Genomic DNA, 23,799 nt, shown 5'->3' with positions numbered 1-23,799 from the left:
AGAACACCCATTCCGCGCGCCGCCTCGCGACGCCGGAGCTCTCATGCCGATCGACCGCTCACTCGGTACGAGCGGACAACCACCGGGTCAGGCCATACCTGTCCCTTGGAACATGTTCCGCGTCGCCCGCCGGCACGCGGACGGCCGCCGGCGCGTCGCCCCGGGTCGGCGCCAGCAGGCCGAGTCCGAGCGGCTTCACGCTGTGCTCACGCTGCAGCACGATCGCCTCGCCGAGCACGAGGTCGAGCCGGAGCAGCGAGTCGTCGCGACCGGCGATCGCCAGCTCGTCCTCGGCGACGAACTCGAGCTGATCGATCGCCTCCGGCAGCGGAACTTCGCGGCCCGGATCGTCTGCACCCGCGAGCACGAGCACAGAGCGGCCTGCGAGGGAGATCGCCAGGACCTCGCCGCTCGGGCTGAAGGCCATCCGGGGCGCGGATTCCAGCAGCAGCGACCGGCGCGCCGCCACGCCGTCGGCGTAGAAAACCAGCGTGTCGGTGCCGGACAGCGCGATCGCGGCCCGGCCTCCGCGCCGCTCGGTCGCGACGACCGGCGCCGCGCTCCGCCCCCCGCGCACGCCGCCGAGCAGGGCCGGCTCGACCTCGCCGACGCGCAGGCCGAACACCGCGTCCGACCTCGTGTGCGCGATCAGGTCCGTGCCCGCGGGCGTGGCCCACAGGCCCACGACCTCGGCGTCGAGCTGCCAGCGCGTCGCGGAGCCGGCCCCGGAGAAGGCGAGGACGGCCCCGTCGGCCAGACCGACCGCGTACAGATCCCCGGACTCGGCCAGGGCGACCGCCGCGACTGCTTCGTCCGCCGCGATCACCCAGGTCCGGCCGTCGGCGTCGACCAGACACGCCCCGTGACGGACGCCGGCGATCAGCACGCGGCCGTGACCGTCGACCGCCTGCCGCACCGGGCGGCCGTGGGCCGGCGCCAGATCGATCTGCAACGGGCACATCACCCGGCGCCGGCGCCCGTCGCAGGGGCGCAGGAGCTCCGGCGCCCCGCGGCGATCGAGGCCGAGCACCAGCGCGTAGCCGGCCTCCGGCGCGGCCGTGAAGAACCTGTCCTTCGGGACATCCGGAAGCGCCTCCGCCGACCACAGCCACAGGTCACGGCCGTGCGTGCTGACGAACCGCCCGTCGCTCGTGAACGCCCCGCGCTCGTTCCTGCCGACCGCGAGCGCCCGCACGATCCGCCCGACCGCGGTCGACCATATCGTCCAGCGCCCGTCGTATCGAACCGCGAAGCGATCGCCGGCGTCGGCGGCCGCGAAGCCGCCGTCGAGGCTGGCGAACCCGCGCAGTTCCTCCGGCGAGGGGTACAGGTCCCGCTGCCACCGCTGTGCTCCGGACTCGAGGTCGAGGAGGGCCAGCTGCGGGTCGTCGCTCCCGGGCGGGTGATGCGCGTTGCGGCGGCGGACCAGCACCTGGTCGTCGGGCGTGATCGTCAGCGCTCTGCCGGCGAACGGCCGCGTCGTGCCGTCTCGCAGCGACAGCGACGTCCCGACCTCGACCAGGTACAGACCGCTCGGCGAGAACGCGCTGGGGAACCTGAGCGCGGGCAACGGCGTGACGTCCCCGCCCTTCACCAGCAGCGCCTGCTGCTGCGCGCCGCCGAGGGCGATCGACTGGCCGTCGGGGCTCATCACGGCCCGCTGCGAGCTGCCGAACGGCGGCGCCGACGCCTTCGCCGGGCGCACCGAGAGGTCCCAGGTGTAGGCGTCCGCCGGCTCGAGCCATGCAATCCCCATCACGCGCAGGGCCGCCAGCGTCTCGCCGCCGCGCGACATTTCCCAGCGGTGCGACATGGTCTGTCCGGCGCCGATCGGCAGGGTCGACAGATCGATCGACTCGGGCGCCTCCTCGCCGCGGAAGACGACCCCATGCGACCCCGCGAGGGCGGCCCACACCGGCGCCTCGGCGGCGGCGACGACCGTGCCGAACGGCGCCTTCAGGTCGATCACCTGTTCTCCGCGACCTGTCCTCGAGTTCCAGCGCCACACCGCCCCGCCGCCGTCGATGCTCACCAGCCCGCCGTCGGTCAGCGGCGCGAGGTATTCGATCGGCCGCGTGTGCCCGCGCAGCACCCGCTCCGGCGCCCCGCGAGCGGCCGCCGCGACCGCGATCAGGCGCGCGCGCCGGAGGTCGAGCGGATCGCTCAGGTCGACCTGCCGCAACAGGCGCAGCGCCTCGGCCGGGTCGTCGTCGAGGGCGCCGCGCGCCTGGGCCAGCACCGCGTCGTTGGCCCGCCGCAGCGCCTCGGCCTCGGCCGCCTCTGCGCGGGCGCGGGCCGCCTCGACCCGGCGGAGGTACACCATCGAAGCCGCCGCCGCGGCCACCAGCGCCGCGCCGATCGCGGCCACGGCCACGCGGTGACGCCGGAGCCACAGCCGCAGCAGCTCGCCCGGTTGATAGCGGTGCGCGTCGACCAGCCGCCCGGCCGCGAATCGCCGCAGATCGTCGGCCAGCGCCGCGGCGCTCGCATAGCGCTCGCCTGGCCGCGGGGACATGGCCTTTTGTGCGATCGCCACCAGCTCGCGCGGCGCTTCGGGCACCAGCGGGCGCAGGTCCTCCGCCTCGCCGGCGCACAGGCGCTCGAGCAACTGCGCTCGCTCGAGCTGCGCGTGCGGCGGACGGCCGGCCAGCACGTGGAACAGCACCGCGCCGAGGGCGTAGACGTCGCTGCGAGCGTCGATCGCCGCGCCGCGGGCCTGCTCCGGCGGCATGTAGCGCAGCGTGCCGACGATCGCGCCCTCGCCGGTGGCCTCGAGCGGCGCCCCGTCCGGTTCCTCGGCCGCGAGCTCGTCCGCCAGGATCCCCGTCGTGTCCTTCGCCAGGCCCCAGTCGATCACCACCGTCTCGCCGTGGGGACCGACCAGGATGTTGCCGGGCTTGATGTCGCGGTGGAGCACCCCGTGCTGGTGCGCGTAGGCGATCGCGTCGGCGGCCGCGAGCACGTGCGGGACCAGGCCGATCCTCCCGCGCAGCGTCGGCTCGCCGGCGATCACCCGCTCCAGCGACTCGCCGTCGACCAGCTTCATGCAGTAGTAGGGCTCGCCGTCGGCGAAGCGGCCGATGTCGTGCAGCGGCACGATCCCCGGGTGCTGCAGGCGCGCGGTCAGGCGGGCCTCGAGCGCGAAGCGCCCCGCCGCCGCGGGATCGCGGCGGCGCAGCATCTTGACCGCGACCACGCGCCCGAGCCGGCGATCGTAGGCGCGGCGGATCACGCCCAGCCCCCCGACCGCGAACACCTCGCCGATCGCGTAGCGCTCGCCGTCTCCCGGCCCGTCCTGGTCCTCCGCCGGTTCGTCGTGCAGGCGGTCGAGGCGCGCGAGCAGCCGCGCTCGTGCGCCGCGGATGGCTGCGGACGGCGCGGGATCGGGGTGGAGGGCGAGCGCGGGCACGTCGGGTGGGGCCTCGCTGTTCATGTGCCGCCACCGCGGCGCGTGATCCCCGCTCGACGATTCTTTTTTCAAGCGCCCTCGACCGCGCCGCGCACGCGGCCGAAGCGGGCCTCGATGTCGGCGCGGATGCTGGCGAGGCAGCTGTCGAGGTCGCGCAGCGCCGGCGCGTGGGTCGTGCCCGCGGCCAGGGCGTCGACGGCGGCGCGCAGGCGGGCGCGGGCGCGTTGCAGGCGGCGCGCCACCGTCGGCTGCGGCAGCTGGAACAGCCCCGCGAGCTCGGCCTGCGACAGCCCCTCCCAGTCCTTGAGCTCGATGAGGATCTGATCGTCGAGGTCGAGCCCGCGCAGCGCCGTGGCGACCAGGCGCAGCGTCTCCTGCTCGGCCATCGTCCCGCTGGGCGACGGGCCCTCGGCCGGCAGCGCGCTGTCGTCGACCGCGTCGAAGCGGCGCTCGCGGCGGCTCCAGCCGATCAGCACGAAGCGGGCCACGCCGAGCAGATAGGCGCGGAACGAGCCCTCGCCGCGGAACCCCTCCGGCCGCCGGCACAGCGTCTCGAAGGTCTTTTGGGCCAGGTCCTCGCACGCCGGCAGCGGCGCCTTGCCGTAGAAGAACCGGAACACCGCCGCGTAGTGGCGCTCGATCAGCGCGTGCCCGGCCTCGCGCCGTCCGGCTCGCCAGGCGGTCAAGAGCGCGTCGTCGTCCATCTCTGGAGCTTCACAAGCCCGCCCCGGCCGGTCAAGCGCGCGCCTCGCTCACGGGCGCACCCGCGAGCCGGGCGAGGATCGACGTGTCCTCGCAGACATGCCCGATAGGCCATGCTCTTCAAAGCATGTCTCCAAGAGCATGCCCATTAAAACACCTACGGCGCGCAGGCCGGGAACTGCCCCGCGCCGGGCGACTCGCCGGCCTCGACGAGCGGGACGCCCTCGTCCGCGAGCACGTTGCCGTGGACGTCGGTCACGCGGAACGAGTAGGGCCCCGGCCCCATCCCCTCCTCCGCGACGAAGTAGTTGTAGTCAAGGCGAGCGACGTCCTGCCAGGCGTCGTCCTCATTTTTAAACTCGAGCTTGGCGATCGCGTTGCGGTGGTTGCGGATCTGCACGGCCGTCCACCACTGGCTGCTGCCTTCCTTGAAGCGGTAGACGATCGGCCCGTCGAGCTCGCAGGACACGTAGCGCCAGGTGATCGGCACGACGCCGAGGTCCTTGTCGGCGATCATCGGGAAGGCGTCCTCGTCGAGGTCGATGTGACCCGACTCGCACTCGGGGCAGCGGTCGACGATCCGCACCACGATCTGGCCGTCGGGCCCGTCGATCTGCACGCACGCCCCGCACACCGCCGAGGCCATGTAATCGGGCGTGTTCATCGCCGCGACCATGTCGTCGCCCGGGTTCGCGTCGAAGCTGCAGTTGCCGCTGCCGTCGGCCGCGTAGTAGGTCGCCTTGCCCTCGTGGTCCTGGCTCTCGCAGGCCTGGCCGCCGCCGGTGGTCTCGCTCGTGCCCGGACCGGTCGTCTCGCTCGCGGTCGTCTCGCTCGCGGTCGTGCTGGTCGCGCCGGTGCTCGTCTCGCTCGTGCTCGTCTCGCTCGTGCTCGTCGGTCCGCCGCTCGTCGTCGCCGTCTCGCCGCTCGTCGGGCCCGCGCTCGTCGGCTCGTCGCCGCTGCTCGGCCCGGCCGTGCCGTCGCTGCCGGGGCTACCGGTCGGGCCGGCGACGGTCGCCTCCTCGGTCGCCGTCGTCGAGGCCACCCCACCGGTCGACGCCTCGGTGTCGCCGCCGTCGCCAGGGCACGCCGTGTACAGGAAGATCGCCGCCCACTCGAACCGTCGCCCGCGCATCCGCAAGACATGGCCGCAGCTCGCGGGGCGTGTCAATGGCGGGCGGGCTCGCCCCCGAGGTCCGCGCGCGACAGGGACTCGCACGCACCCTCGCGTCCGAGCGGCGACTCGGCCTTGCGCGTCCTCGAGGCTCGCGCGCTTACTCGCCTTCGAGCGCCGTCTGCTCGCCCCGGCTCCCGCTCGCGCGGTGTCGCGGCTCGCGCCTCACGGGCTCGAGCCGCGGCAGCTCGCGCCTCACTCGCGCCCGAGCGGCGGCAGGTCGCCGCACACCAGCTCCTCGGCGTAGAGCTCGCGCCTCACTCGCGCCCGAGCGGCGGCAGGTCGCCGCACACCAGCTCCTCGGCGTAGAGGTAGCCGAAGAAGCGGGCGCGGCCGGACTCCGCGTCGGCGACCAGCACGGACATGGGCCTTGGGTCATGTCCTGCACGACATTGCGCGCGGGACAGCACGAACTCGCGCAGCGCCCTGGCCTCGGCGCCGATCGTGTTGTTGACGGCGGCCGGCCCGGGGTCGAAGCGGGCCAGCTGGCGCATCGGCCCGGCGCCGGGCACGAACAGGTCGGACGTCTCGACGCGCCAGGCCGCCTGCGGCTGGGCCAGCTCGGAGCTGGCGAGCAGGTCGCCGACGCGGGCCAGGCGGCCGCGGGCCTCGACCAGGTCGGCCGCGGTGAAGCGCCAGCGGCGGGGCGTGCAGATGTCCTCGAGGACAGCATGCACCTCGGCCACCGCGCCGAGGCGGTCGGCCAGGGTCGACCAGTCGCGGTCGAGCGCCGCGGTCGCGGCCTCGGCGGCGTCGAGGCCGAGCTGGCGCAGCTCGCCGGGGTAGTCGCGGCCGACCAGCATCGGACAGCGGTCGGACAGCGCCAGCGGCGGCTCGGTCGCGGCCACCCGGGCCCCGCCGGCCGACAGCACCAGGCGCGGCGCCACCGCGCAGCGGTCGGCCGACGTGCAGGCCGCGTACGGCTGCACGTGCTCCCAGTAGGCCCGGCCGCACTCGTACCTGGCCTTCGCGTCAGGTTCGGTCGGGACCTCGTCGCCGGCGAAGGCGCGCAGCTCGGCGTGGATCTCCGGCACGAACGCCGCCAGCTCGGCGCTGTAGAACCGCCACAGCAGCGCGTCGGCGTGGTTGAGGAAGCCCTCGAGCTGGGCCAGGCCCTGCTCCTGGCCCTCCGCCAGGGCGCGGATCGCCGGCTCGCAGCCGCCCACGCGCGCGGCGGGCAGCGCCTTCCAGGCCGACAGGTCGATCGTCGACGCGTCGACGCTGACGATCGACCTGGCGCTCGGGTCATGTCTTCTGAGCCATGTCTCTTGCAGCTGGATGCCGTCGGCCCGGTAGCGCGGGCGGCCGCCGCCGGGCTCGCGCGGGGCCGTCAGGGCGTCGGGCCGGGTGACGATCGCCGCCTGCTCGGCCTGGCGCACGCTGGTGATCCGCAGCGGCGGACTCAGGGCCTGCAGCGCCGGGCCGACGCGCGCGTCCCAGCCGGCCAGGCCGGGGCCGAGCAGCACCTCGACCGCGGGCGAGGCCGTCAGCGCCTCTGCCAGCGCCTCGGCGTCGCCGGCAGTCAGCGTCGGCGGCGACCAGGAGACCACCAAACTCGGCAGACCGAGCCCGACGCGGGGCGGCGGCGGCCCGCCGGGCAGCTGGCTCTGGCTCCCGAGCGCCGGCACTGCGGCCTCGGTGCCTGGCCGCGGCCCGCAGGTCAGCGTCGCCACGCCGACCAGGATCGCCCCCATCACCCGCGTACCCGACCCGCGGGCCGTGACGCGGCGGCGCACGACCTGGCGGCGACCGGGGCGATGAGAGGAGCTGAGGGCCACGACGATCTTACTCTACGGTCCGTCCGCGCATGCAGCGGTGATCTGGCGCACTCGCGCCCGGACCGCCAGTTATCGGCCCGAATGCGGCGCAGGCGGCGACCCGCGCACAGCGCGCGAACGACCCCTCCCGGCCCTCGCGGGACCCTCGCGCGGCTCCAGGCGCCGGCGGAGGGGCCGGTAGGTCGCCGTGATATGCTGCCGCCGTGCCTGGCTTACATCCCTGGACTGTCGTGAGCGCCGTCGTCGTGTTGGCCGGGATCATGGCCCCGGCGCGCGAGGCGGCCGCCGAGGAGCCGATCCTCGTCGAGTTCCACTACACCCCGGTGCCGGACGTACAGATGGCGATCTGGCTCGAGGACCAGGACGGCAACTTTGTGCAAGACGTCCTCGTCACACAGGCCACCGGCAAGTACGGCATCGGCAACCGGCCGGGCGTGTGGAACTTCGTGTCGAGCTGGCGCGCGCCGTACGGGCCGCGGCAGTCGGTGCTGCCGGTGTGGGCTCACCGGCGCGGCAAGAAGTACCCGCGGATCATCTTCCTCGACGACAACCCGGCCGACTTCGAGTCGCTCGGCTGGCACGAGAACAGCAGCTCGGCCGAGAACTACTACTGCCGGCCGCTGACCGCCTCCGAGCACGAGACCATCTCGGTCGACACCAAGACCTGCCCGTCGCCGAAGGTGTTCCAGTCCGACAAGGGCCGCTTCGACCCCAAGGGCAACCAGGCGTTTTACCCGCCGCGCAACGACCTCGTCGAGTTCGAGGGCGGCGTCGACTCCGACGACGCCAAGCAGTACGCCGAGATCAACGACCTCGACGCCGTCACCGCCGCCACGCCGGTCGGCGACATGGCCGAGTTCACGACCGTCCTGCTGGCGCCCGAGGTGCTGGCCAAGGGCCCGCTGACCGCCTACGTCGAGGTCAACCTCGAGCGCGACGAGAACGCCAACTTCGACTACGACCGCGAGGACGACCACTTCGTCGACCCGCGCCTGGAGGCCTACGGCATCGAGTTCCTCGGCCAGCCCTCGGTGATCTACAAGGTCGCCTTCGACCCGCGCGAGCGGGCCTTCGTCGGCACCACCGAGTACCTCGGCTACGGCGATTGGAACGGCGCCACCGGCTCGCTGCACCCGCGCGACGGCAAGCTCAGCGAGAGCAACGGCAGCGGCGCCGACCGCCTGCGGGTCATGACCAAGAACGGCGACACGTTCCGCTGGGGCGTGTTCTCGTACGGCAAGGAGGGCGGCGGGACCACCGGAGACGGCGGCGACGACACCGGCGACGACCCCAGCGCCGGCAGCGACTCCGACAGCAACGGCGCCACCGGCGAGCCCGGCACCAGCGGCGACGACACCGGCGGCGACGGCAGCGGCGGGTGGGGCCAGTGCAGCCAGCTGCGGCCGCTCGTCCCGATCGACGACCTCGCGCTCGCCGGCATGTCGTTCGACCGCGTGCAGGTCAGCTTCCGCATGCCGGAGCAGAGCGACCCCGACTTCGAGCTGACGAAGATCCACGTCTATCACATCACCGGCGAGAAGCCGCTCACCGACGAGCTGCTCGGCGCCGCCTTCCTCAAGACCTTCAGCGCCGCCGAGCTCGCGGCCACCACCGGCCTCGTGACCCTCGAGATCGGCGAGCTGTGGGGCGACTACACCTACCAGTTCGCGGTCGTGTACGAGGACAAGTGCACCAACCGCAGCCCGATCGTCGGCGCCGCGATCACCACCGAGGCGCAGCAGTTCCAGACCGTCGACAGCTTCTGCTTCGTCGCCACCGCCGCCTGGGGCGCGCCGTGGGCCGCCCAGGTCGCGGCGCTGCGCTCGTTCCGCGACCTCTACCTCAAGACCACCGCGACCGGCGTCGACCTCGTGCGCTTCTACTACGCCTACAGCCCGCCGCTGGCCCGCGTCATCCAGCACGAGCCGCTGCTCCGCGGCCTCGCCCGCGTCGTCCTCCAGCCGGTCGCCGACGCCGCGAACCTGGCCACCCGCGCGCAGCCCGGTCATGGCGGCTAGCCCCCTCGCCGCGGCCCTCGCCGCGCTCGCCCTGGCCGCCGCCCCGGCTGCCCCCGAGAACATGTCCCCGGCGCCAGGCCCCTGGGAACCTGTCGCAATCGACATGTCCCCGGAGACACCTTCCGGACCGCTGCCCGCGACCAGCGGCGCGACCTCGCCCCGCGGCCCGGTCCCGGCCCAGACGGACGCCGCACCCGCGAGCCCGACCAACGGCGCCGCCTCGACCAACGGCGCGGCCGGTCCCGCCGCGCCCGTCGGTCCGGCCGCGCGCACGCCGACCGCGACCTCGCCGGGCCTCGCCACCCCCGGCATGCCCGGCCCCGCCTCCGCGCCTGTCCCTTCGGACAGGCCCACCGAACACGTCGCCCCGGCCAGCCCGCCCGTCCCGGTCGCTGCCGGCATGGAGGGGCCGGCCCCGGCCCCGGGCGGGCCCTGGTGTCACGGCTCGGCCGCGTGTCGTCGCCTGGTGATCCTCGGCGGCGTGGCCGGCGGGCTCGGCCTCGGCGCCGTCATCACCGGCGTCGCCTTCGTGGCCCGACCGCTCGCAGTCGACCCCGCGGACCCGACCTCGCTCGTCACCTACCGGCCTGCGGGCGCCGCCTTCCTGGCCGTCGGCGCCGGCCTGGCCGCCACCTGGCTCCTCACCCTCCTGGCGGCGCGCAAGGCCGGTCGCCTGGCCCAGCGCCTGCACGCCGCTGTCCCATGAGACATGTCCTTCTCATCCTCGCCTTGGCTGCGGGCGCGTGCCGGATCCCCAACCCCGACCACTGCGTCCACAAGGACGTCCACAGCGACGCCTGGTGCGCCGACAACAGCCCCGAGCGCCCCTGGTGCTCGCCCTGCGTCGCCGACGGCAACGGCTGCGTGAAGACCCAGCCCGACCCCGACGCCTGCCCGTCGTACGAGCCTGACACCACCACGGGCGACGACACGACCGGCACCGAAGGCTGAGCGAGCCGACCGCTCTCGGCGCCACGATCTCCCGGCGTCTCGAGTGACATGCTCCGAAGGACAGGCGATCTCCGGCGCGCAGCGCCGTTCGCCCAGCGAGCGATGGATGTCGAGGGCCGTCGGCGTCTCATGACGTCCGGGACGCACCTGAGCTCCTGGTCCGCTCGCGCAGCGACGGCGAGCCACCGTCCGCGGAGGCCTCACGCGCCGTCGCCGGTCGCGCGGAAGATCACCGCGGCGCCGAGGGCCGCCTCGGCCGGGACGAACGGCTCACCGGCGGCGGTCGTCCGCACCGGGAAGCCGCTCCGCGCCACCAGCTCGCGCGCCGCGGCGACGTCGCCGACGGCGACCGCGTAGGCGACGAACGCCGGCAGCGCGGGCGGTCGCTCTCCCGGCAGCAGCTCGGCGAGCGCGGACGCCGGCGCGACGACCAGCCGCGCATCCTCGAGCTCGAACACCACGGTCGCCCCGGCCGCGCGCGCCGGCAGCCCGAGAATCGTCGCCCACTGCCGCGCCGCCGCGGGCAGCGCCGTGTCGGCGACGCACAGCATGGCCTCGACGAGCGCGACTGCGCCGTTGGGGTGCCGGCTCTGGCGCGCGCGGTCGGGTCGCTCGCTCGACGGGTCGCTGACGATCGCCACGCGCCCCTCCGGCATCCGACCCGGCCCCGCCTCGGCGCTCTCGAGCTCGAGGAAGCGGATCGGCACGGCCACCGGATCGGGGTCGCCTTCGATCCGCCGCTGGGCCGCGTGCACGCCGCCGTGAGCGACACCCGCGTCGCCCAGGCGCGCAGCGACTGCCTCGAGATCGGCCGCCTGCAGGGCGAGGATGTGCAGCCCCTGGAATCGCTGCAGGCACCACGCGAGCGTGCCCACGCTGCGAGCGACCAGCTCGCGGAAGCGGCCCACGTGCTCGCGCGGCACCTCGACCGGCACGAGGACCGCGTCCGGCGGAGCGTCGGCCGGTCCGTCGACGCACGCGACCAGCTCGACGAAGTCGCGGGCGAACTCGGCGTGCACGTTGATCGCGCCGAACGGCGTCGCCGGACCGCCCTCGTGGCCCGCGATCGCCCCGCACGACGGCGCCGGCAGGTGAAAGCCCAGGCGGCGGTAGACCGCCATCGCCGCCGCCATCTCGCGGACGACCAGCCCGACGTGGTGCAGGCGCGCCGCGACCTGTCGATGTGCCTCCACTCCCATTCTTGCCTCCTCGCGCGGCTCAGCGCGCGCGCTTCTTCCTGGCCGCCGCTCGCCCGCCGGCCGGTGTCGCCGCGGCATCGACGGCGAGCAGCCGCCTGAACGTGTCGAACACCAGGCGCACGTGCGCCTCGAAGTCGCGGCGGGTGAAGCCCCCGCCGTGTTCGGCCCGGAACTGTTCGTCGAGGGCGTGATCGTTGACCTCGACCATGCGCACGAGCGCTTCGAGCGGCACGTCGGTGCGCACGCAGCCGAGCCGCTGGCCGGCGGCGATCAGCCGCCGCCACAGCGCCCGCCCGCGGTCGAGCACGGCGGCGAACCGCGGGCTGTTCAGCCGGGCCGCGTCCAGCTGCTGCGAGGCGCGCAGCAGCTCGCGCGAGGACTCGAACAGCTCGGACCAGGTGGCGACCGCTCGCTCGAGCGCCGGCCAATACTCCGCCGGCTTCAGCCGCTCGAAGTCCGGCAGCGACAGCCGCGCGAGCACCTCGTCGAGCGCGCCGGCGATCGCGGTGACGAACAGGTCCTCCTTGTCCTCGAAATAATAATAGTAGGCGCCCTTCGACAGCCCGGCCGCCGCCAGGATCGCGTTGAGCGAGGCGCCCTCGAGCCCGCGCTCGGCGAACTCCCGCATCGCCACGCCGAGCAGCCGCGCCCGCGCCTCGGGCGACAGGTTGTAGAAGCGCTCTCGCGGCATTTAGACCGGTAGTATAGACCACCGGTCTAAATCGTCAACATGGCTCGGGATCGCGCGACCCGGCGCGCCTCTCCGAGCCGCGACGGGCTGCTCGCCCTAGCCGCCGCCGTTCATGCACAGGCACGCCGCGGAGCCCGGGCTGTCCATCTCGACGTCGAAGCACCCCTGCCATTCGTCGGGCTCCGGCGTGCCGCAGTCCCACATGGCGAAGTCGATCTGGCCCGGCCCGACCTCGCGCCAGAAGCCCGCGCAACCGGCCCCGCCCTCCTCGGAGCTGGCGAGCACGCACACTCCGCCCGCCGGTTCGAAGCCGCAGCCGTCGGCCCCGTCGGTCGGCGTGAAGCGGAGGACCTCGGCCCAGCGGCAGGCGAGGCCCTGCTCCTCGTCCATCTCGGTCGCCGCCATGCACTCGGCCTCCGTCTTCGCGTCGGCGCACAGGGTCGGCGCGTCGGCGGTCGTCGTCGGCGTCGCGTCGGTCGTGGTCGGGTCAGTCGTCGTCCCGGTCGTGTCGGTGTCGGTGCCTGTGCCGGCGGGCGGCTCCGAGGTCGTGCTCGCGTCGGTCGTGCTCGTGTCGGTCGTATCGGACTTGCTCGGCCCGCACGCCGCCAGCGCTGCGACGAGGGCGAGGAGCGGGGCCGTGCCGGGAAATTTGAAGTCAAGCGTCATGCCGAGACGATAGCCAGCCGCGCCCGCGCTCGCCAGCGCCGCGGGCTGCCAGTCCCCGAGGACATGTCCAGGAGGACATCTCTGTCCATACGCCCACCTCCGCGCCAGGGCCGCCGGGCCGCCGCATTCACATGTCTGAAAGGACAGCCTAACTCGGCTCGCCTCGGCCCGCGGCGAGCGACCTCGACCCCTTCCGCGCACGGGATCGATCCGCCGAGCGACCTCGCGGTGGTCCTCACGCGGGCGGTCGCGCGGGCGCCCGCGGCGGGGCTCGCCGGCGCGCCGGCCGGCCCTGCCCCGCCCCGCGGGTCGCCCGCTGCCGCGGCGCCGGGCGGCGCGAAACCCTGTCCTCGCGGTGTCGCGGGGCACACGGCGCCCGCCACGCGCAACCTGTCCTTCGAGACATGCGCCGGCGCCCGCACCTGAAGGCCCGAGCACGTGGTCAGCGGTCGCCCCGGGGGTTCGTCCGCGGATCAACGTTCACAGACCCCCACATTTCGCGCCCGTGGGGCCACCCGGCCGCGTTTGCAGCGGCAGCGACCGGTGCGAGAATCCCACGGGCGTGGAAGCCCTGCTCATCGTCGTCGCCGAGCTCATGGCAGTGCCGCTGCTGGTGGCGGCGGCCCTGCTGTTCGAGCTGGTGGGCGCGGCCCTGCTGGGCGCCGGCTACCTCGTATTATGGCGCAGCCGCCAGCGGCCGACCCGCCTGCTGCGCTGGTGGCGTCGCGCGGTGTGGACGTTGACCGGCGTCCTCGGCCTCGTGCTGACGACCCTCGTGTTCGTCGATTTGGTCCTCTACGAGCCCGGCCTGCGGCTGCTGCTCGACCAGGTCGAGCGGACCAGCGGCGTCGACGTGTGCTTCGAGCGCGCGCGCGGCAACATCTTCACCGGCCACGTGCACCTCGAGGGCGTGGCGATCCGCCACCGCAACGGCGCCGACCTCGCCCTCTCGATCGGCCGCCTCGACATCGATATCGCGATGCTGCGATTGTTCGAGCGCGAGGTCCCGATCACTGCGCTGCAATTGCACGGGGTGCGCGGTGCGATCGTTCGCAACCGGGCGCTCGGCGTCGGCCAGCCGGGCGGTCGCGGCTTCGTGATCGAGCGGCTGGTCGTCGACGACCTCGCCGTCGACTTCGAGGACCTGGCCGGAGCCGCGACCACGCGCGTCCTGCCGCTGGCGCTGGAGCACCTCGAGATCACCCCGCTGCGCAGCGAGTACGCGCTCGTCGACGTCCTGTGTCACGCCCGCGCCCGCGGCCGCGCCCGCGGCAACGCCTTCCTCGCCGAGCCGGGCAGCTGGACGGTGCGCGACGTCCCGCTCGCGCCGCAGGGGGTGGTCGGACTCGGCGCCGTCGGCCGATGGCTGCGCGACGGCAGCGTCGACATCGGCGTCACCTGCGTCGAGCCGGACGGCGACCCGCTGCGGCTGCGCGTCGACCTCGACCTGGCCGGCTTCCGCGTCTCGCCGCCGGCCGGCGATCGGCGCTCGGCGATCCAGCGGATCGCCGCCGCGTTTTCGCACCTCGGGGCCCGCCTGCAGCTCCAGTTCGAGCTCGAGCTCGAGCGGAAGCGCCTGCGCGGCGTCGCCTCGGCGGCGCAGGTCGGCCTGTGGGACCTCGCGGTCCACCAGTACAACCTCCAGCTCGGCCGCAAGCTCGGCCTCGACGCCGACGACATGAACCTGCTCGGCCTCGGCTCCAGAGCCCTCGACGCCGCCCACCAGCGGCTGCACGCGCGGCAACGTTGACCTGTCCGAAAGGTCGGGCGTACGCTGGGCCCATGCTTGGCCTACGCTTCAGCCGACTGGTCCACGCCGCCATCGCCAGCGGCGCGCTGATCCTCGGCGCCTGCCCCGACGCGCCCGGTGACACCGAGACCGGCACCGAGACCGACACCGACTCGAGCGACACCGACACCACCTCGGACCCGCCCGATCCGACCACCGGCTTCCCGCCGCCGCCCCCGCCCCCGCCCGGCGACATCACCCCGCCGGCCCTCGCGGGCGTGACGATGATCGATCAATTCACGCTGCAGCTGAGCTTCACCGAGGCGATCGCGCCGGTCGACACGGTCAACCCCAAGCGCTTCCGCCTCAGCCTCGCGCGCGGCTACTTCGGCACCTACGGCGGCCAGCCCGGCACCTATTTGCGCGACCCGCGGTACTACAATTTCGTCGAGTACTGCCCGCCGCCCCCGCCCGGCTGCTACTACGATCCGCAGCCCTACTACTGCTATTACGGCGGGTGCTATTATCAGCCGTCGCCGCCGCTGCAGATCGCCGATGTGTTCAATCACTACAGCGACGCGACCCAGGTCATCCTGTCGCTGACCGCCCCGATCCAGCCGTCGCTGTGCGACATCCTCAATTCGCCGGAGGACCCGGTGATCGACTTCGTGCTGCACCTCCACTACGCCGGCGGCGGCCTGTCCCAGGTCACCGACCTCGCCGGCCTGCCGCTGGCGCCGATCGCCGACGCGTGGGTCAAGAACCAGACCAACTACTACAATTATATGAACAGCACGCCGTTCAGCAACTTCAACCCGTTCCTGCCGATCCCCTGCACCCTGTTCTGATGCACCCCGCGCTGCACCCCGGCTCGCCTCCGCCGGCCGACGACGAGGACGTGGAGTTCCTGCTGCGCGCAGTGCCCGAGCTCGCCTTCTTCCCCGAGCTCGCGGATTGCGTCGGCACGGGCGGATACGACGGTCCGTGGCCGCCGGGCCGCGAGGCCTTCGCCGGCCGCGACCTCGCGGACCTGCGGGACCGGGCGCTGCGCGGCCTCGAGGCGCTGGCCGATCGTGCCGAGCGCGAGCGCAGCGGCGGGCTCGCGTTCATCGTCCGCACCCTCACCTATTTCCTGGTGGGTCCGGCCGCCTTGCCTGCGGTCGAGCACCCCCTGCTGGTCGCGCTATTGTTGCGCGGCGCCGCTCGAACGCACGAGGGCGCCGACACGGCGCTTGAGATCGCCCGCGCCATGGATCGATGGGGATGACCCAAGGGACAGGTCGTTCCCGCGGCCGTCCGCAGGCGCCGACCTCGGCGCGTTGAGACGGCGCGCGTACCCTCTGCGCATGCTTGGACTACGCTTCAGCCGGCTCGTACACGCCGCCATCGCCAGCGGCGCGCTGGTCCTCGCCGCCTGTCCCGACGGCGGCAAGGGCGACACGGACACGGACACCGCCACCGCCACCGGCACCGCCACCGACGGACCGACCACCGACGACCCGACCGGACCGCCGATCGATCCGACCCCGCTGCCGCCCGATCCGACCAATCCGCTGCCCCCGCCCGATCCGCCGCCGCCCGCCGACGTGCCGCCGGCGCTGCTGGGCGTCAAGCTGCGCGACCCGTCGACCCTGCAGCTCAGCTTCACCGAGCCGCTCGCCCCGGTCGACACGGTCAACCCCAAGCGCTTCCGCCTCAGCATGGCCCAGGCCTACATGGGCAACTACGGCGGCCAGCCCAGCACCACCCTCATCGACCTGAGGTACTACAACCTCGAGCAGGTCTGCCCGCCGGACCCGCCGGCGCCCTGCTACTACGAACCGCCGTACAACTATTATTATTGCTACTACGAGCCCTTTTGCTACTATCAGAGCACCGGCGAATTGGTGGCGACCGACGTGGCGCCGCTCGACGGCGACCCGACCTCGCTCCTCATCAGCCTCAGCGCCCCGATCCAGCCGTTCTTGTGCTCGACGCTCGACGCCTTCGAGGACAACCCCAACTTCCAGATGGTGCTGCACCTGCACTACGCCGCCGGCGGCCTGTCCGCGCTCCAGGACCTGACCGGCCTGGCCGTTCCGTCGCTGGGCGACGCCTGGGTGAAGTACGACGGCAACTTCTACAGCTACCAGGGCGGCGCCTTCTCGACGCTCAACCCGTTCCTGCCGATCCCCTGCGACCTGTTCGACGTCCCCGACGTCCCCGACGTCCCGCCCGACATCCCCGAGTCCGATCTCTGATCCCATGACCTCGGGGACAGGCCCCTCGCGGCCCGCGCTGCTGGGCGCACGGAGGGTCCTCTGTCCTTCAGGACATCCGCCACCTCGCCTGCGGATCTGCGGATCGTCCCCGATCCTCGGGGTAAGGCGTCGCCGGGGCCTGCGCGAAGACGGCGACGATTCGGCCCGCACCGCCGATCGCGGCGGCCCGCCCGACTGCGCGCGCACCGGGGCGTGGAGGCCCCGGCGCTGCGCACCTGCCCCTCGCCCCTCGGGGCGGCGCGCGCCTGGCCCGGCGCTGCGAATGGAGTAACATGCGGCGCATGACTAACTTCGGCGATCGCATGATTCGTATCCTCGCTATCACCACCCTCGTCGCCTGCAGCCCGCAGGACGCCGGCACCGTCACCGACGACAGCACCGGCAACGCCACCGATCCCGCGAGCACCGGCACCGGCACGAGCACCGGCGAACCCACCGGCACCACCACCGACGCCACCACCACCGACGCCACGCCCGCGCCCACCTCGACGACGACCGTCGAGACCACCACCGGCACCGGTCCCGCGACCGCGACCGACTCGGACTCCGGCACCGACGACTCGCTGGACACGTTCGGGAGCGAGTCCATCACCAACGACGAGTGCGCCTCGACCTGCGGCGTCTCGATCAACTGCGAGCACCCGGACGTGGACGAGTCGCTGGGCGCCCCGCCGTGCGAGGACGGCTTCCACTGCGTCAACGACTCGGCCTGCGGCTGCGGCGTCACCAACTGCGAGGAGAACTGCGACCCGAGCGATCCGAACGCGTGCTCGAACGACGAAATCTGCGACGACCGCAGCGGCCTCTGCGTCCCCGCCTGAGCCCCACCGTCGCGGGCCCCGACGCGAAACCACGTCCGGGGTGACCTGTCCTTTCGACCATCCGATCCACGATCGACGGCATGACGGGGGTTCCCCTGATCCTTCAGGGTGAAGGTCCGCCGTCGCCGCCTTCGCTAGCAGGTCGATCTCACGCGTGCGCGAGTCCTCACGCGGACACTCGCACGCTGCGCCTGAGCCCGCCTGCGTCGCCGCTCGCTCGCCGGCCCGCGCCGCGAGCGGGCCGTCGCGCGCGGCCGAGTCCGCTGGCGGGCGCGGGGCTGCCCGCGGCTGCGAGGTGGTGCGCGTCACGGCCCCAGCACGTGCAAACCGCGATCGCAGCTGTCCGAAGAGACAGCCTTTTCCCGTAGGCGCCCGGGTATACTGCGCCCCGCCATGTCCCGCACCGTTCCGGAGGCAGCGTCTTGGTGAGCACCGAGCCGAGCGCCCCGCCGAGCCCCGAGGGTGAGCTGTCCGGGCTGTGGATCGGCCGGCTGATCGACGAGCGCTACCGGATCGTCGAGGTCCTCGGCGAGGGCGGCATGGGGGCGGTGTTCGTCGCCGAACACCTCAAGCTGCGCAAGCTGGTGGCGCTGAAGACGATCCGGGCCGAGTTCGCCGGCGACGGGCAGGCCGAGGCGCGGTTCGCCCGCGAGGCGCTGGCCACGGCGCAGATCGATCACCCGCACGTGGCCAGCGCGATGGACTACGGCCACCTGCCGGACGGCGGCGCGTACCTGGTGATCCAGCTCGTGCGCGGCGAGACCCTGGCCCGCCGGCTCGAGCGCGGCCCGCTGCCGTGGCGCCACGTCGCCGAGCTCGGCGGGCAGATCGCCGACGCCCTCGCCACCTGCCACGCCGCCGGCATCATCCACCGCGACCTCAAGCCCGACAACATCCTGCTCGAGCAGCGCGACGACGGCTCGTTCCACGCTCGCGTGGTCGACTTCGGCATCGCGCGCCTGTCCGGAGAGACAGGTGACGGCGCGGTCGTCGACGCCAGCCAGCCGATCACCCGCATGGGCGCGATCATCGGCACGCCGGGCTACATGGCCCCGGAGCAGGCAGTGGGCCAGACGATCGACCACCGGGTCGACATCTACGCGCTCGGCGTGATCCTGTGGGAGTGCACCACCGGCCAGCGGCTGTGGATGGCCGACAGCCTGACCGCGCTGTTCGCCCGCCAGCTGGCCGGCGCAGTCACCCCGCTGCGCGACATGCTTCCGGGACAGGTCCCCGAGACCCTGTCCGATCTGACAGCCCAGCTCATCGCCGCCGACCCGGCAGTGCGCCCCGGCGCGGTCGCCCCGGTGCGCGACGAGCTGCGCCGGATCGCCTTCAGCGGCGACCCCATGCTCAGCACCGCCCCCGAGCTGCGCCTCGCGGGCGCGCCGATCAGCATGTCGCACGCGCCGACCTCGGCCGGCTGGTCGAGCGCGGCACAGCGGCCCGAGTTCTCGACCCCGGGCGGCACCCTGATCGCCGGGCCGCCGGGGCCGGCACCGTGGGAGATGCGGCTGCGCGCGCTGTCGATCCAGCGGCCGCAGCTGTTCCGCTACGGCGCCGGGGCGCTGGTGCTGCTGGTGCTCGTGCTGGTGTATCAATGCGGCCGGCACAGCGAGCCCGACCCGCAGCCGGCGGCGGTCGCCGAGCCCGAGCCCGCGCCCGAGCCGAGCAAGCCCGGCAAGGGCAAGGCGAGCAAGGGCGAGGCCAAGGCCGAAGCGAAGGCGGAGCCGAAGCCCGAGCCGAAGCCCGAGCCGGCCGCGCCCCCGCCCGCCGACGTCGCCGAGATCCCCGCGGCCTTCGCCGACGCGGCGCAGACCCTGCTCACCGGCACCGGCAACAAGGCGCGCAAGAAGGCCGCCGAGGCGATCACGGGCGCGAGCGAGGCCGACAAGGCCACCATCCCCGAGTACGTCCGCAACCTCGCCTGGATCGAGAAGCTGTCGCGCTGCGAGGACAAGCGCAAGGTCCTGCTCAAGCTCGAGGAGGCCGGCGACCTGCGGGCGCTGCCCGGCCTGCAGATGGTCGCCAAGACGCCGAAGAACGGCTGCCGCGACTGGTTCGTCGCCCGCGACTGCATCGGCTGCCTGCGCGAGGACCTCGGGCGGGTGATCGGCCGCTTCGAGGCCCAGGCCGAGGGCTAGCGCCGCACCCGAGGCCTTTCGATGCGCTCGGCCGCCAGCATCGTGCCGAGCGTTCGAGCGCGTGACCCGCTCGCGCGGCGCGGGTACAGTCGCCGGGTGACGCGCGCCGCGACCGAGCTCCGCACGCAGCGCACGCTCCTGCGGCCCTTCTCGCTCGCGGACGTACCCGAGGCGTTCGCGGTGTTCGGCGACCCGGTGGTGATGCGCTACGCCGCCGGCGCACCCGATCGGGACACCGCGGCGACGCGCGCACGCCTCGAGCGTTACATCGCGCACCAGGAGCACCACGGCTTCTCGAAGTGGTCCGTCCGCGACGCGCAGACGGGCGCGTACCTGGGCGACGCCGGCGTTCTTCATCTGCCGGAGACCGGCGAGCTCGAGCTCGGCTACCGCCTGGCGCGCACACACTGGGGTCGAGGCCTCGCCACCGAGGTCGCGTCGGCGTGGCTCGGCCATGCGCGCGAGGTCCTGCGCCTGCAGGGTCTGATCGCGTTCGCCGATCGGCGCAACACTGCATCGATCCGCGTCCTGCACAAGATCGGCATGCAGTTCGCCCGCTTCGATCGCCTGTGCGACATGGACTGTGTCGTGCACGCCGCCGCTCCCGCGCACGGGCACGTACGCTAGCGTCGCCGGCTCGACGCGCTCAGCCTCGCACCGGCGTCGACGAGATCCGCGTCATGAAGCTCGGGTTGTCCGGCCCCAGCATGAAGTCGTGCACCACGCAATCGCCGTGGAAGCCGTCGTCCAGGTGCACGCTCAGCTTCACCTCGAATATGGCCAGCGTCGGCGGGGCATTCTTGGCAGTCGACATCCGCCACAGCGCGGTGTAAGTCGCGAACGCGCCGCCGGCATGGACCACCACGGGGCCGGCTTCCCACGCGATCGCCACGTCGCCGAAGAACCGGAGCGCTCGCGTCTCGGTCCACTTCTCTCCGGTCGCGTGCGCCTGTCGAGGCAGCAGGCACCGCTCGAAGCTGAACGTGTTGAGCAGGCCGGGGAGGGTCGCACGCGTATCGTCATCAGGCCGGGGATCGAGGAACTCCACGGGGAAGGGTAAACCGTCGGCCCGCTGGGGGCGCGGATCTCCGGCGTCCTTCGGGACCGACAGTCTGAGCTTCACGTCGCTGAAGATCACGCGCTCGGCCGGGTGCTCGGTGCCGTGCTCGACGCGGACGTCGAGGTCGACGGCGTCGTCCCCGATCGAGGTGACAGTCGCCGTGGCGTCGACACTCATCGTCGAGCTGCCGCCGATGAGATTGTGCTCGACATGGATCTTGTAGGCCCTCCCGGCGCGGAGGTCCCGCGGTACGAGCCGCGGCTCGCCGGCGGGCGGTACAGCCGGCCCGGCTGGTCCGCGGCGGAAGTGATACGTGCGGCCGCCCGCGCCCTCCGAGAAGCCGTGGGGGAACAGCCCCTTCGCAAGGAGCCTGTCGACGAGGATCGCCATCCCCAGGTCCTGGGGGACGGGCGCCCCGTTCAATGTCATGGCATTGGAGACCCACAGATCGAAGCTCTCCGGCTTTCCAGAAATCGCATCGATCTGTGCCTGGAGCCCCTCGATCCGCGCGGTTTGAACACTCTCCGCAGGGACGGCCGACGAAGCCGGCGATGATGGATCGGACGGCGCGGCAGACCACCCGCACGCGAGCGCGAAGGGACCCAGCGCGAGGAGGCTCCACGAGGAACGACTCGACGGCAACGTCCTTCATGATGGTGGAACCGCTCGACCCGCGTCAAGCGCCACCGCCCAGGCACAAGCCTCACGGGTCGCCGCAGACCGCCGCGATGTCGAGGTCGCCGGGCGACAGCCCCCCGTTCGCGCCGGGACAGACCAGCACCCCGCCCGACTTGTAGCACTTGCTGAGCGGGTCGCTGAAGCCTGGCGGCGGCGTCGTCACGCCCGGCATGCCGCACTCGGGGTCGGGGTGGTAGCCCTCCTCCGACTCCCGCGGCGGCAGCTCGAGCGGCCAGCGGGCCAGGTAGCCGAAGCGAATGTACGTACCGAGGGTCGCGGCCGCGTAGGCGTAGGTGTCGTTGTTGCGGAACGCGAAGTTGTTGTGCCAGCAATCGCCGCCGCGATCGTTCTCGTACGAGGCGAGGTGCTTGATCTTCTTCAGCCCGTAGCCCTTGTCGGTGATCAGCTTGCTGGTGCACAGGCCGCCGTGGCCGTGGGTGTGGGTGTCCATGATCGGCGACAGCCGGCCGACGGTGTTCTTCCACGGCACGAACATGTGGTGCATCGATTCGTGGAGCACCAGCCGCGGCACGTCGAACGCCTGGCTCGGCGTCGAGTAGGCCTTGTCGCACAGCTTCATGTTGCTCTTGACCGCGTGGTGACCGCCCGGACGGGTGGTGTTGCAGATGTCGCCGGGGCCGTCGGGCGTGCACTCGATGTCGAGCGTCAGGCCGCCCATCTCGTGGTCGTGGAAGATCTGCCACAGCCGCGAATAGGCCAGGCGGATCGCCTGCAGGCGGTATTCGGCGTAGGGCCCGAAGTAGAACTCCAGCGCGGTGTTGGGGCCGACGTCGTCGCTCTCGTAGCTCATCAGCCGCTCGCCGCTCTCCGACCCGCCCTGCGCCGCCCACAGGAACGCTCGATCGCCGGGCGGGCTGGAGGCGACGAAGTCGAGCATCTGGCGCACGCGGAACAGGTCGTGGTTGGCGCGCAGCCAGGCCGCGCGGGTCTTGGCGCACTCGTCGACGGTGCAGCTCGACAGCGGCGGGAAGCTGACCGCCACCGGCGGCACCTCCGCGGCCAACTCGTAGGCCAGCGCGTCGCAGTCGGCCTCGCGCGCCTGCGGCACCTGGTCGTCGATCGCCAGAGCGGCGACCGGGCCCGCGGCCTCGTCGCGGCGGTCGAAGACCGACACCATCGTCAGCGCCGCGCGGCCGAGCCCGTCCGGCGTCGGCTCGCGGGCGTAGGTCTTGAGCACGACCACCTGGTCCAAAGGCAAGGTCGTCGGCAGCACCAGCTCCGGCGCCAGGCCGCCCGCCCCGGGCGCGTGGGCCAGCCGCACGGTCAGGGCACCGAGGTCGAGCGAGACGTCGCTGACGCCGTCGACGCTGCGGTGGACCTGATGGCTGCGCACCGGCACGCGGACGTTGAGCAGCCGGCCCGCGGCGTGGGTGTCGAAGCGGAGGACCGGCCGCCCGCCGCGGGCGCGAATGTCCGCCAGCAATTCGGGCAGCCCGGCCGGCGCCGGCAGCTCGGTCGACTCGTCGGGCGACAGGTCGCGCTCGGCCGCGCCGACCAGCGACGGCTCCGCGCACGCCAGGTCGCCGACCAGATAGGGCGCCTCGATGGCCGGCCCGCTCGGCAGCGGCAAGGACTCGGTCTCACCCTCGCCCTCGCCGTGCTCGTGGGTGTCGTAGACGTCGACCCCGGAGCAGGCCAGCGCGAGGCACAGCGGCGCGAGCGAGCGGACCAGCCGATGATCGACGACGCCTCCGCGCCTGTGGGTCGCACTCATGACAATCACTCCTGGTTGCGAAACGACGGGCACCGCCGCGGCGGGCGATGGGCCGCCGCCGGTGCTGCTACGGATTGACGAATTGGCGGCAGGCTAAGCGAGGGCGCCGATCGAGGTGTGATGAATCGGCCGCGTCGGAGCGGCGCGGGCATTCATGGGCGAATGCCGCGAGGGTGCAGGCCGGACCGCGCGTCGACCCGGCGAAGCGCCGATCCGACGGTGGGCGGCGCACGGTGTCGCCGCGTACGAGGTGGTCCGATCATTGGCCTGCTCGCGCTCCTCTTTCTCCGCGCACTCCGACGCGGCCAACGAACAAGGTGGCCGCGTCCGCTGCCGCGATTCTCCGGCGGGTGGGGCGGATCACGCGCCGGAGCAGCGGCGCTTGCCCGCTTGCTCGCCTCGCCGCGGCGGTCCGCGGTGGCACAATCGAATGCGGCCCTGCGCCACCGTTCGCCCCCCGCCGCCGCCCGCGCACCGCGACCGTGATCCACAGCAGAGCGGCGGAGGCGCGCGCGCCGGGTCCGGCGCCCACGAGCGGTCGGCAGGAGCGGCGGACGCCCCGCAGGCCGACGCGGCCGACGTCGCGCTCCGGCGCGCAGCCGCGGACGCCTCGCAGCCGCGGGCGGCCGTGCGAGCAGCTGCAGCAGGCCGCGCCATTCCTTCTTCGGTGTCACGACCACCTGTCGTCGCTGCGGGGCGCCGTCGACTGGCACGATGGCGCAATTGCGACGGGGCCGGGCGACTCGTCGCGCGAGTCGCCCGGCCCCGGGAATGGCCGCGGAGGCG

19 protein-coding genes are annotated in these 23,799 nt (G+C 73.2%); 10 read left to right on the top strand and 9 right to left on the bottom strand.

Annotation, left to right across the window (positions count from 1 at the left end):
- Nucleotides 1-58: 58 nt before the first annotated feature.
- From O0S08_RS12540 to O0S08_RS12525, 4 genes are all read right to left on the bottom strand, one after another.
- Nucleotides 59-3,433, bottom strand: a complete 3,375-nt coding sequence (locus O0S08_RS12540; RefSeq protein ID WP_269039332.1) for a serine/threonine-protein kinase — start codon at nt 3,431-3,433, stop codon at nt 59-61.
- 44 nt (nt 3,434-3,477) lie between these two features.
- Entirely contained in the window at nt 3,478-4,113 is a 636-nt protein-coding gene (locus O0S08_RS12535; protein ID WP_269039331.1) for an RNA polymerase sigma factor, read from the bottom strand.
- 155 nt (nt 4,114-4,268) lie between these two features.
- Nucleotides 4,269-5,243, bottom strand: coding sequence for an expansin EXLX1 family cellulose-binding protein (locus O0S08_RS12530; protein WP_269039330.1), 975 nt, complete (start codon nt 5,241-5,243; stop codon nt 4,269-4,271).
- Between the two features lie 296 nt (nt 5,244-5,539).
- Nucleotides 5,540-7,060, bottom strand: a complete 1,521-nt coding sequence (locus O0S08_RS12525; RefSeq protein ID WP_269039329.1) for a hypothetical protein — start codon at nt 7,058-7,060, stop codon at nt 5,540-5,542.
- A 230-nt stretch (nt 7,061-7,290) separates the two neighbouring features.
- Here O0S08_RS12525 and O0S08_RS12520 point away from each other — a divergent pair, with 230 nt between their 5' ends.
- The 3 genes from O0S08_RS12520 to O0S08_RS12510 are packed head-to-tail and all read left to right on the top strand — an operon-like array spanning nt 7,291 to nt 10,029.
- Entirely contained in the window at nt 7,291-9,078 is a 1,788-nt protein-coding gene (locus O0S08_RS12520) for a CFI-box-CTERM domain-containing protein (protein ID WP_269039328.1), read from the top strand.
- Entirely contained in the window at nt 9,068-9,784 is a 717-nt protein-coding gene (locus tag O0S08_RS12515; RefSeq protein ID WP_269039327.1) for a hypothetical protein, read from the top strand. Before O0S08_RS12520 ends, O0S08_RS12515 begins: the two co-directional genes overlap by 11 nt.
- The gene (locus O0S08_RS12510) at nt 9,781-10,029 is read left to right on the top strand and encodes a hypothetical protein (protein ID WP_269039326.1); all 249 of its coding nucleotides are present in this window, start codon (nt 9,781-9,783) and stop codon (nt 10,027-10,029) included. Before O0S08_RS12515 ends, O0S08_RS12510 begins: the two co-directional genes overlap by 4 nt.
- Nucleotides 10,030-10,229: 200 nt before the next feature.
- Here the strand turns inward: O0S08_RS12510 and O0S08_RS12505 are convergent, their stop codons facing one another.
- The 3 genes from O0S08_RS12505 to O0S08_RS12495 all read right to left on the bottom strand — a co-directional run bounded on the left by O0S08_RS12505 (nt 10,230) and on the right by O0S08_RS12495 (nt 12,585).
- Complete coding sequence (locus O0S08_RS12505; RefSeq protein WP_269039325.1) at nt 10,230-11,228, bottom strand: VOC family protein; 999 nt, start codon at nt 11,226-11,228, stop codon at nt 10,230-10,232.
- A gap of 19 nt (nt 11,229-11,247) precedes the next feature.
- Nucleotides 11,248-11,919, bottom strand: coding sequence for a TetR/AcrR family transcriptional regulator (locus tag O0S08_RS12500; RefSeq protein ID WP_269039324.1), 672 nt, complete (start codon nt 11,917-11,919; stop codon nt 11,248-11,250).
- 96 nt (nt 11,920-12,015) lie between these two features.
- The gene (locus O0S08_RS12495; protein ID WP_269039323.1) at nt 12,016-12,585 is read right to left on the bottom strand and encodes a hypothetical protein; all 570 of its coding nucleotides are present in this window, start codon (nt 12,583-12,585) and stop codon (nt 12,016-12,018) included.
- Between the two features lie 562 nt (nt 12,586-13,147).
- Here O0S08_RS12495 and O0S08_RS12490 point away from each other — a divergent pair.
- The 7 genes from O0S08_RS12490 to O0S08_RS12460 all read left to right on the top strand — a co-directional run bounded on the left by O0S08_RS12490 (nt 13,148) and on the right by O0S08_RS12460 (nt 20,167).
- A complete protein-coding gene (locus tag O0S08_RS12490; protein WP_269039322.1) occupies nt 13,148-14,335 on the top strand; it encodes a hypothetical protein in 1,188 nt (395 codons plus the stop codon).
- A gap of 32 nt (nt 14,336-14,367) precedes the next feature.
- On the top strand, nt 14,368-15,162 hold the full coding sequence (locus O0S08_RS12485; protein WP_269039321.1) for a hypothetical protein: 795 nt from the start codon (nt 14,368-14,370) through the stop codon (nt 15,160-15,162).
- The gene (locus O0S08_RS12480; RefSeq protein ID WP_269039320.1) at nt 15,162-15,581 is read left to right on the top strand and encodes a hypothetical protein; all 420 of its coding nucleotides are present in this window, start codon (nt 15,162-15,164) and stop codon (nt 15,579-15,581) included. The genes O0S08_RS12485 and O0S08_RS12480 overlap by 1 nt, the downstream gene beginning before the upstream one ends.
- Before the next feature lie 79 nt (nt 15,582-15,660).
- A complete protein-coding gene (locus O0S08_RS12475; RefSeq protein WP_269039319.1) occupies nt 15,661-16,554 on the top strand; it encodes a hypothetical protein in 894 nt (297 codons plus the stop codon).
- Nucleotides 16,555-16,856: 302 nt separating this feature from the next.
- A complete protein-coding gene (locus tag O0S08_RS12470) occupies nt 16,857-17,396 on the top strand; it encodes a hypothetical protein (RefSeq protein ID WP_269039318.1) in 540 nt (179 codons plus the stop codon).
- 425 nt (nt 17,397-17,821) lie between these two features.
- Nucleotides 17,822-19,540 (top strand): serine/threonine-protein kinase, encoded by a 1,719-nt coding sequence (locus O0S08_RS12465; RefSeq protein WP_269041956.1) that lies wholly within the window; start codon nt 17,822-17,824, stop codon nt 19,538-19,540.
- 96 nt (nt 19,541-19,636) lie between these two features.
- Nucleotides 19,637-20,167: a GNAT family N-acetyltransferase gene (locus tag O0S08_RS12460; protein ID WP_269039317.1), complete on the top strand. Its 531-nt coding sequence runs from the start codon at nt 19,637-19,639 to the stop codon at nt 20,165-20,167.
- Between the two features lie 19 nt (nt 20,168-20,186).
- On the opposite strand, the gene O0S08_RS12455 is transcribed toward O0S08_RS12460, so the two are convergent.
- Together O0S08_RS12455 and O0S08_RS12450 are read right to left on the bottom strand one after the other, a co-directional pair.
- A complete protein-coding gene (locus O0S08_RS12455) occupies nt 20,187-21,242 on the bottom strand; it encodes a hypothetical protein (RefSeq protein WP_269039316.1) in 1,056 nt (351 codons plus the stop codon).
- Nucleotides 21,243-21,303: 61 nt separating this feature from the next.
- Nucleotides 21,304-23,013 (bottom strand): hypothetical protein, encoded by a 1,710-nt coding sequence (locus tag O0S08_RS12450; RefSeq protein ID WP_269039315.1) that lies wholly within the window; start codon nt 23,011-23,013, stop codon nt 21,304-21,306.
- Between the last annotated feature and the right edge of the window lie 786 nt (nt 23,014-23,799).

Origin of the sequence: Nannocystis punicea (genome assembly GCF_026965555.1) — a bacterium.
GTDB lineage: Bacteria > Myxococcota_A > Polyangia > Nannocystales > Nannocystaceae > Nannocystis > Nannocystis punicea.
This window is presented reverse-complemented; position numbering and strand designations above follow the sequence as displayed.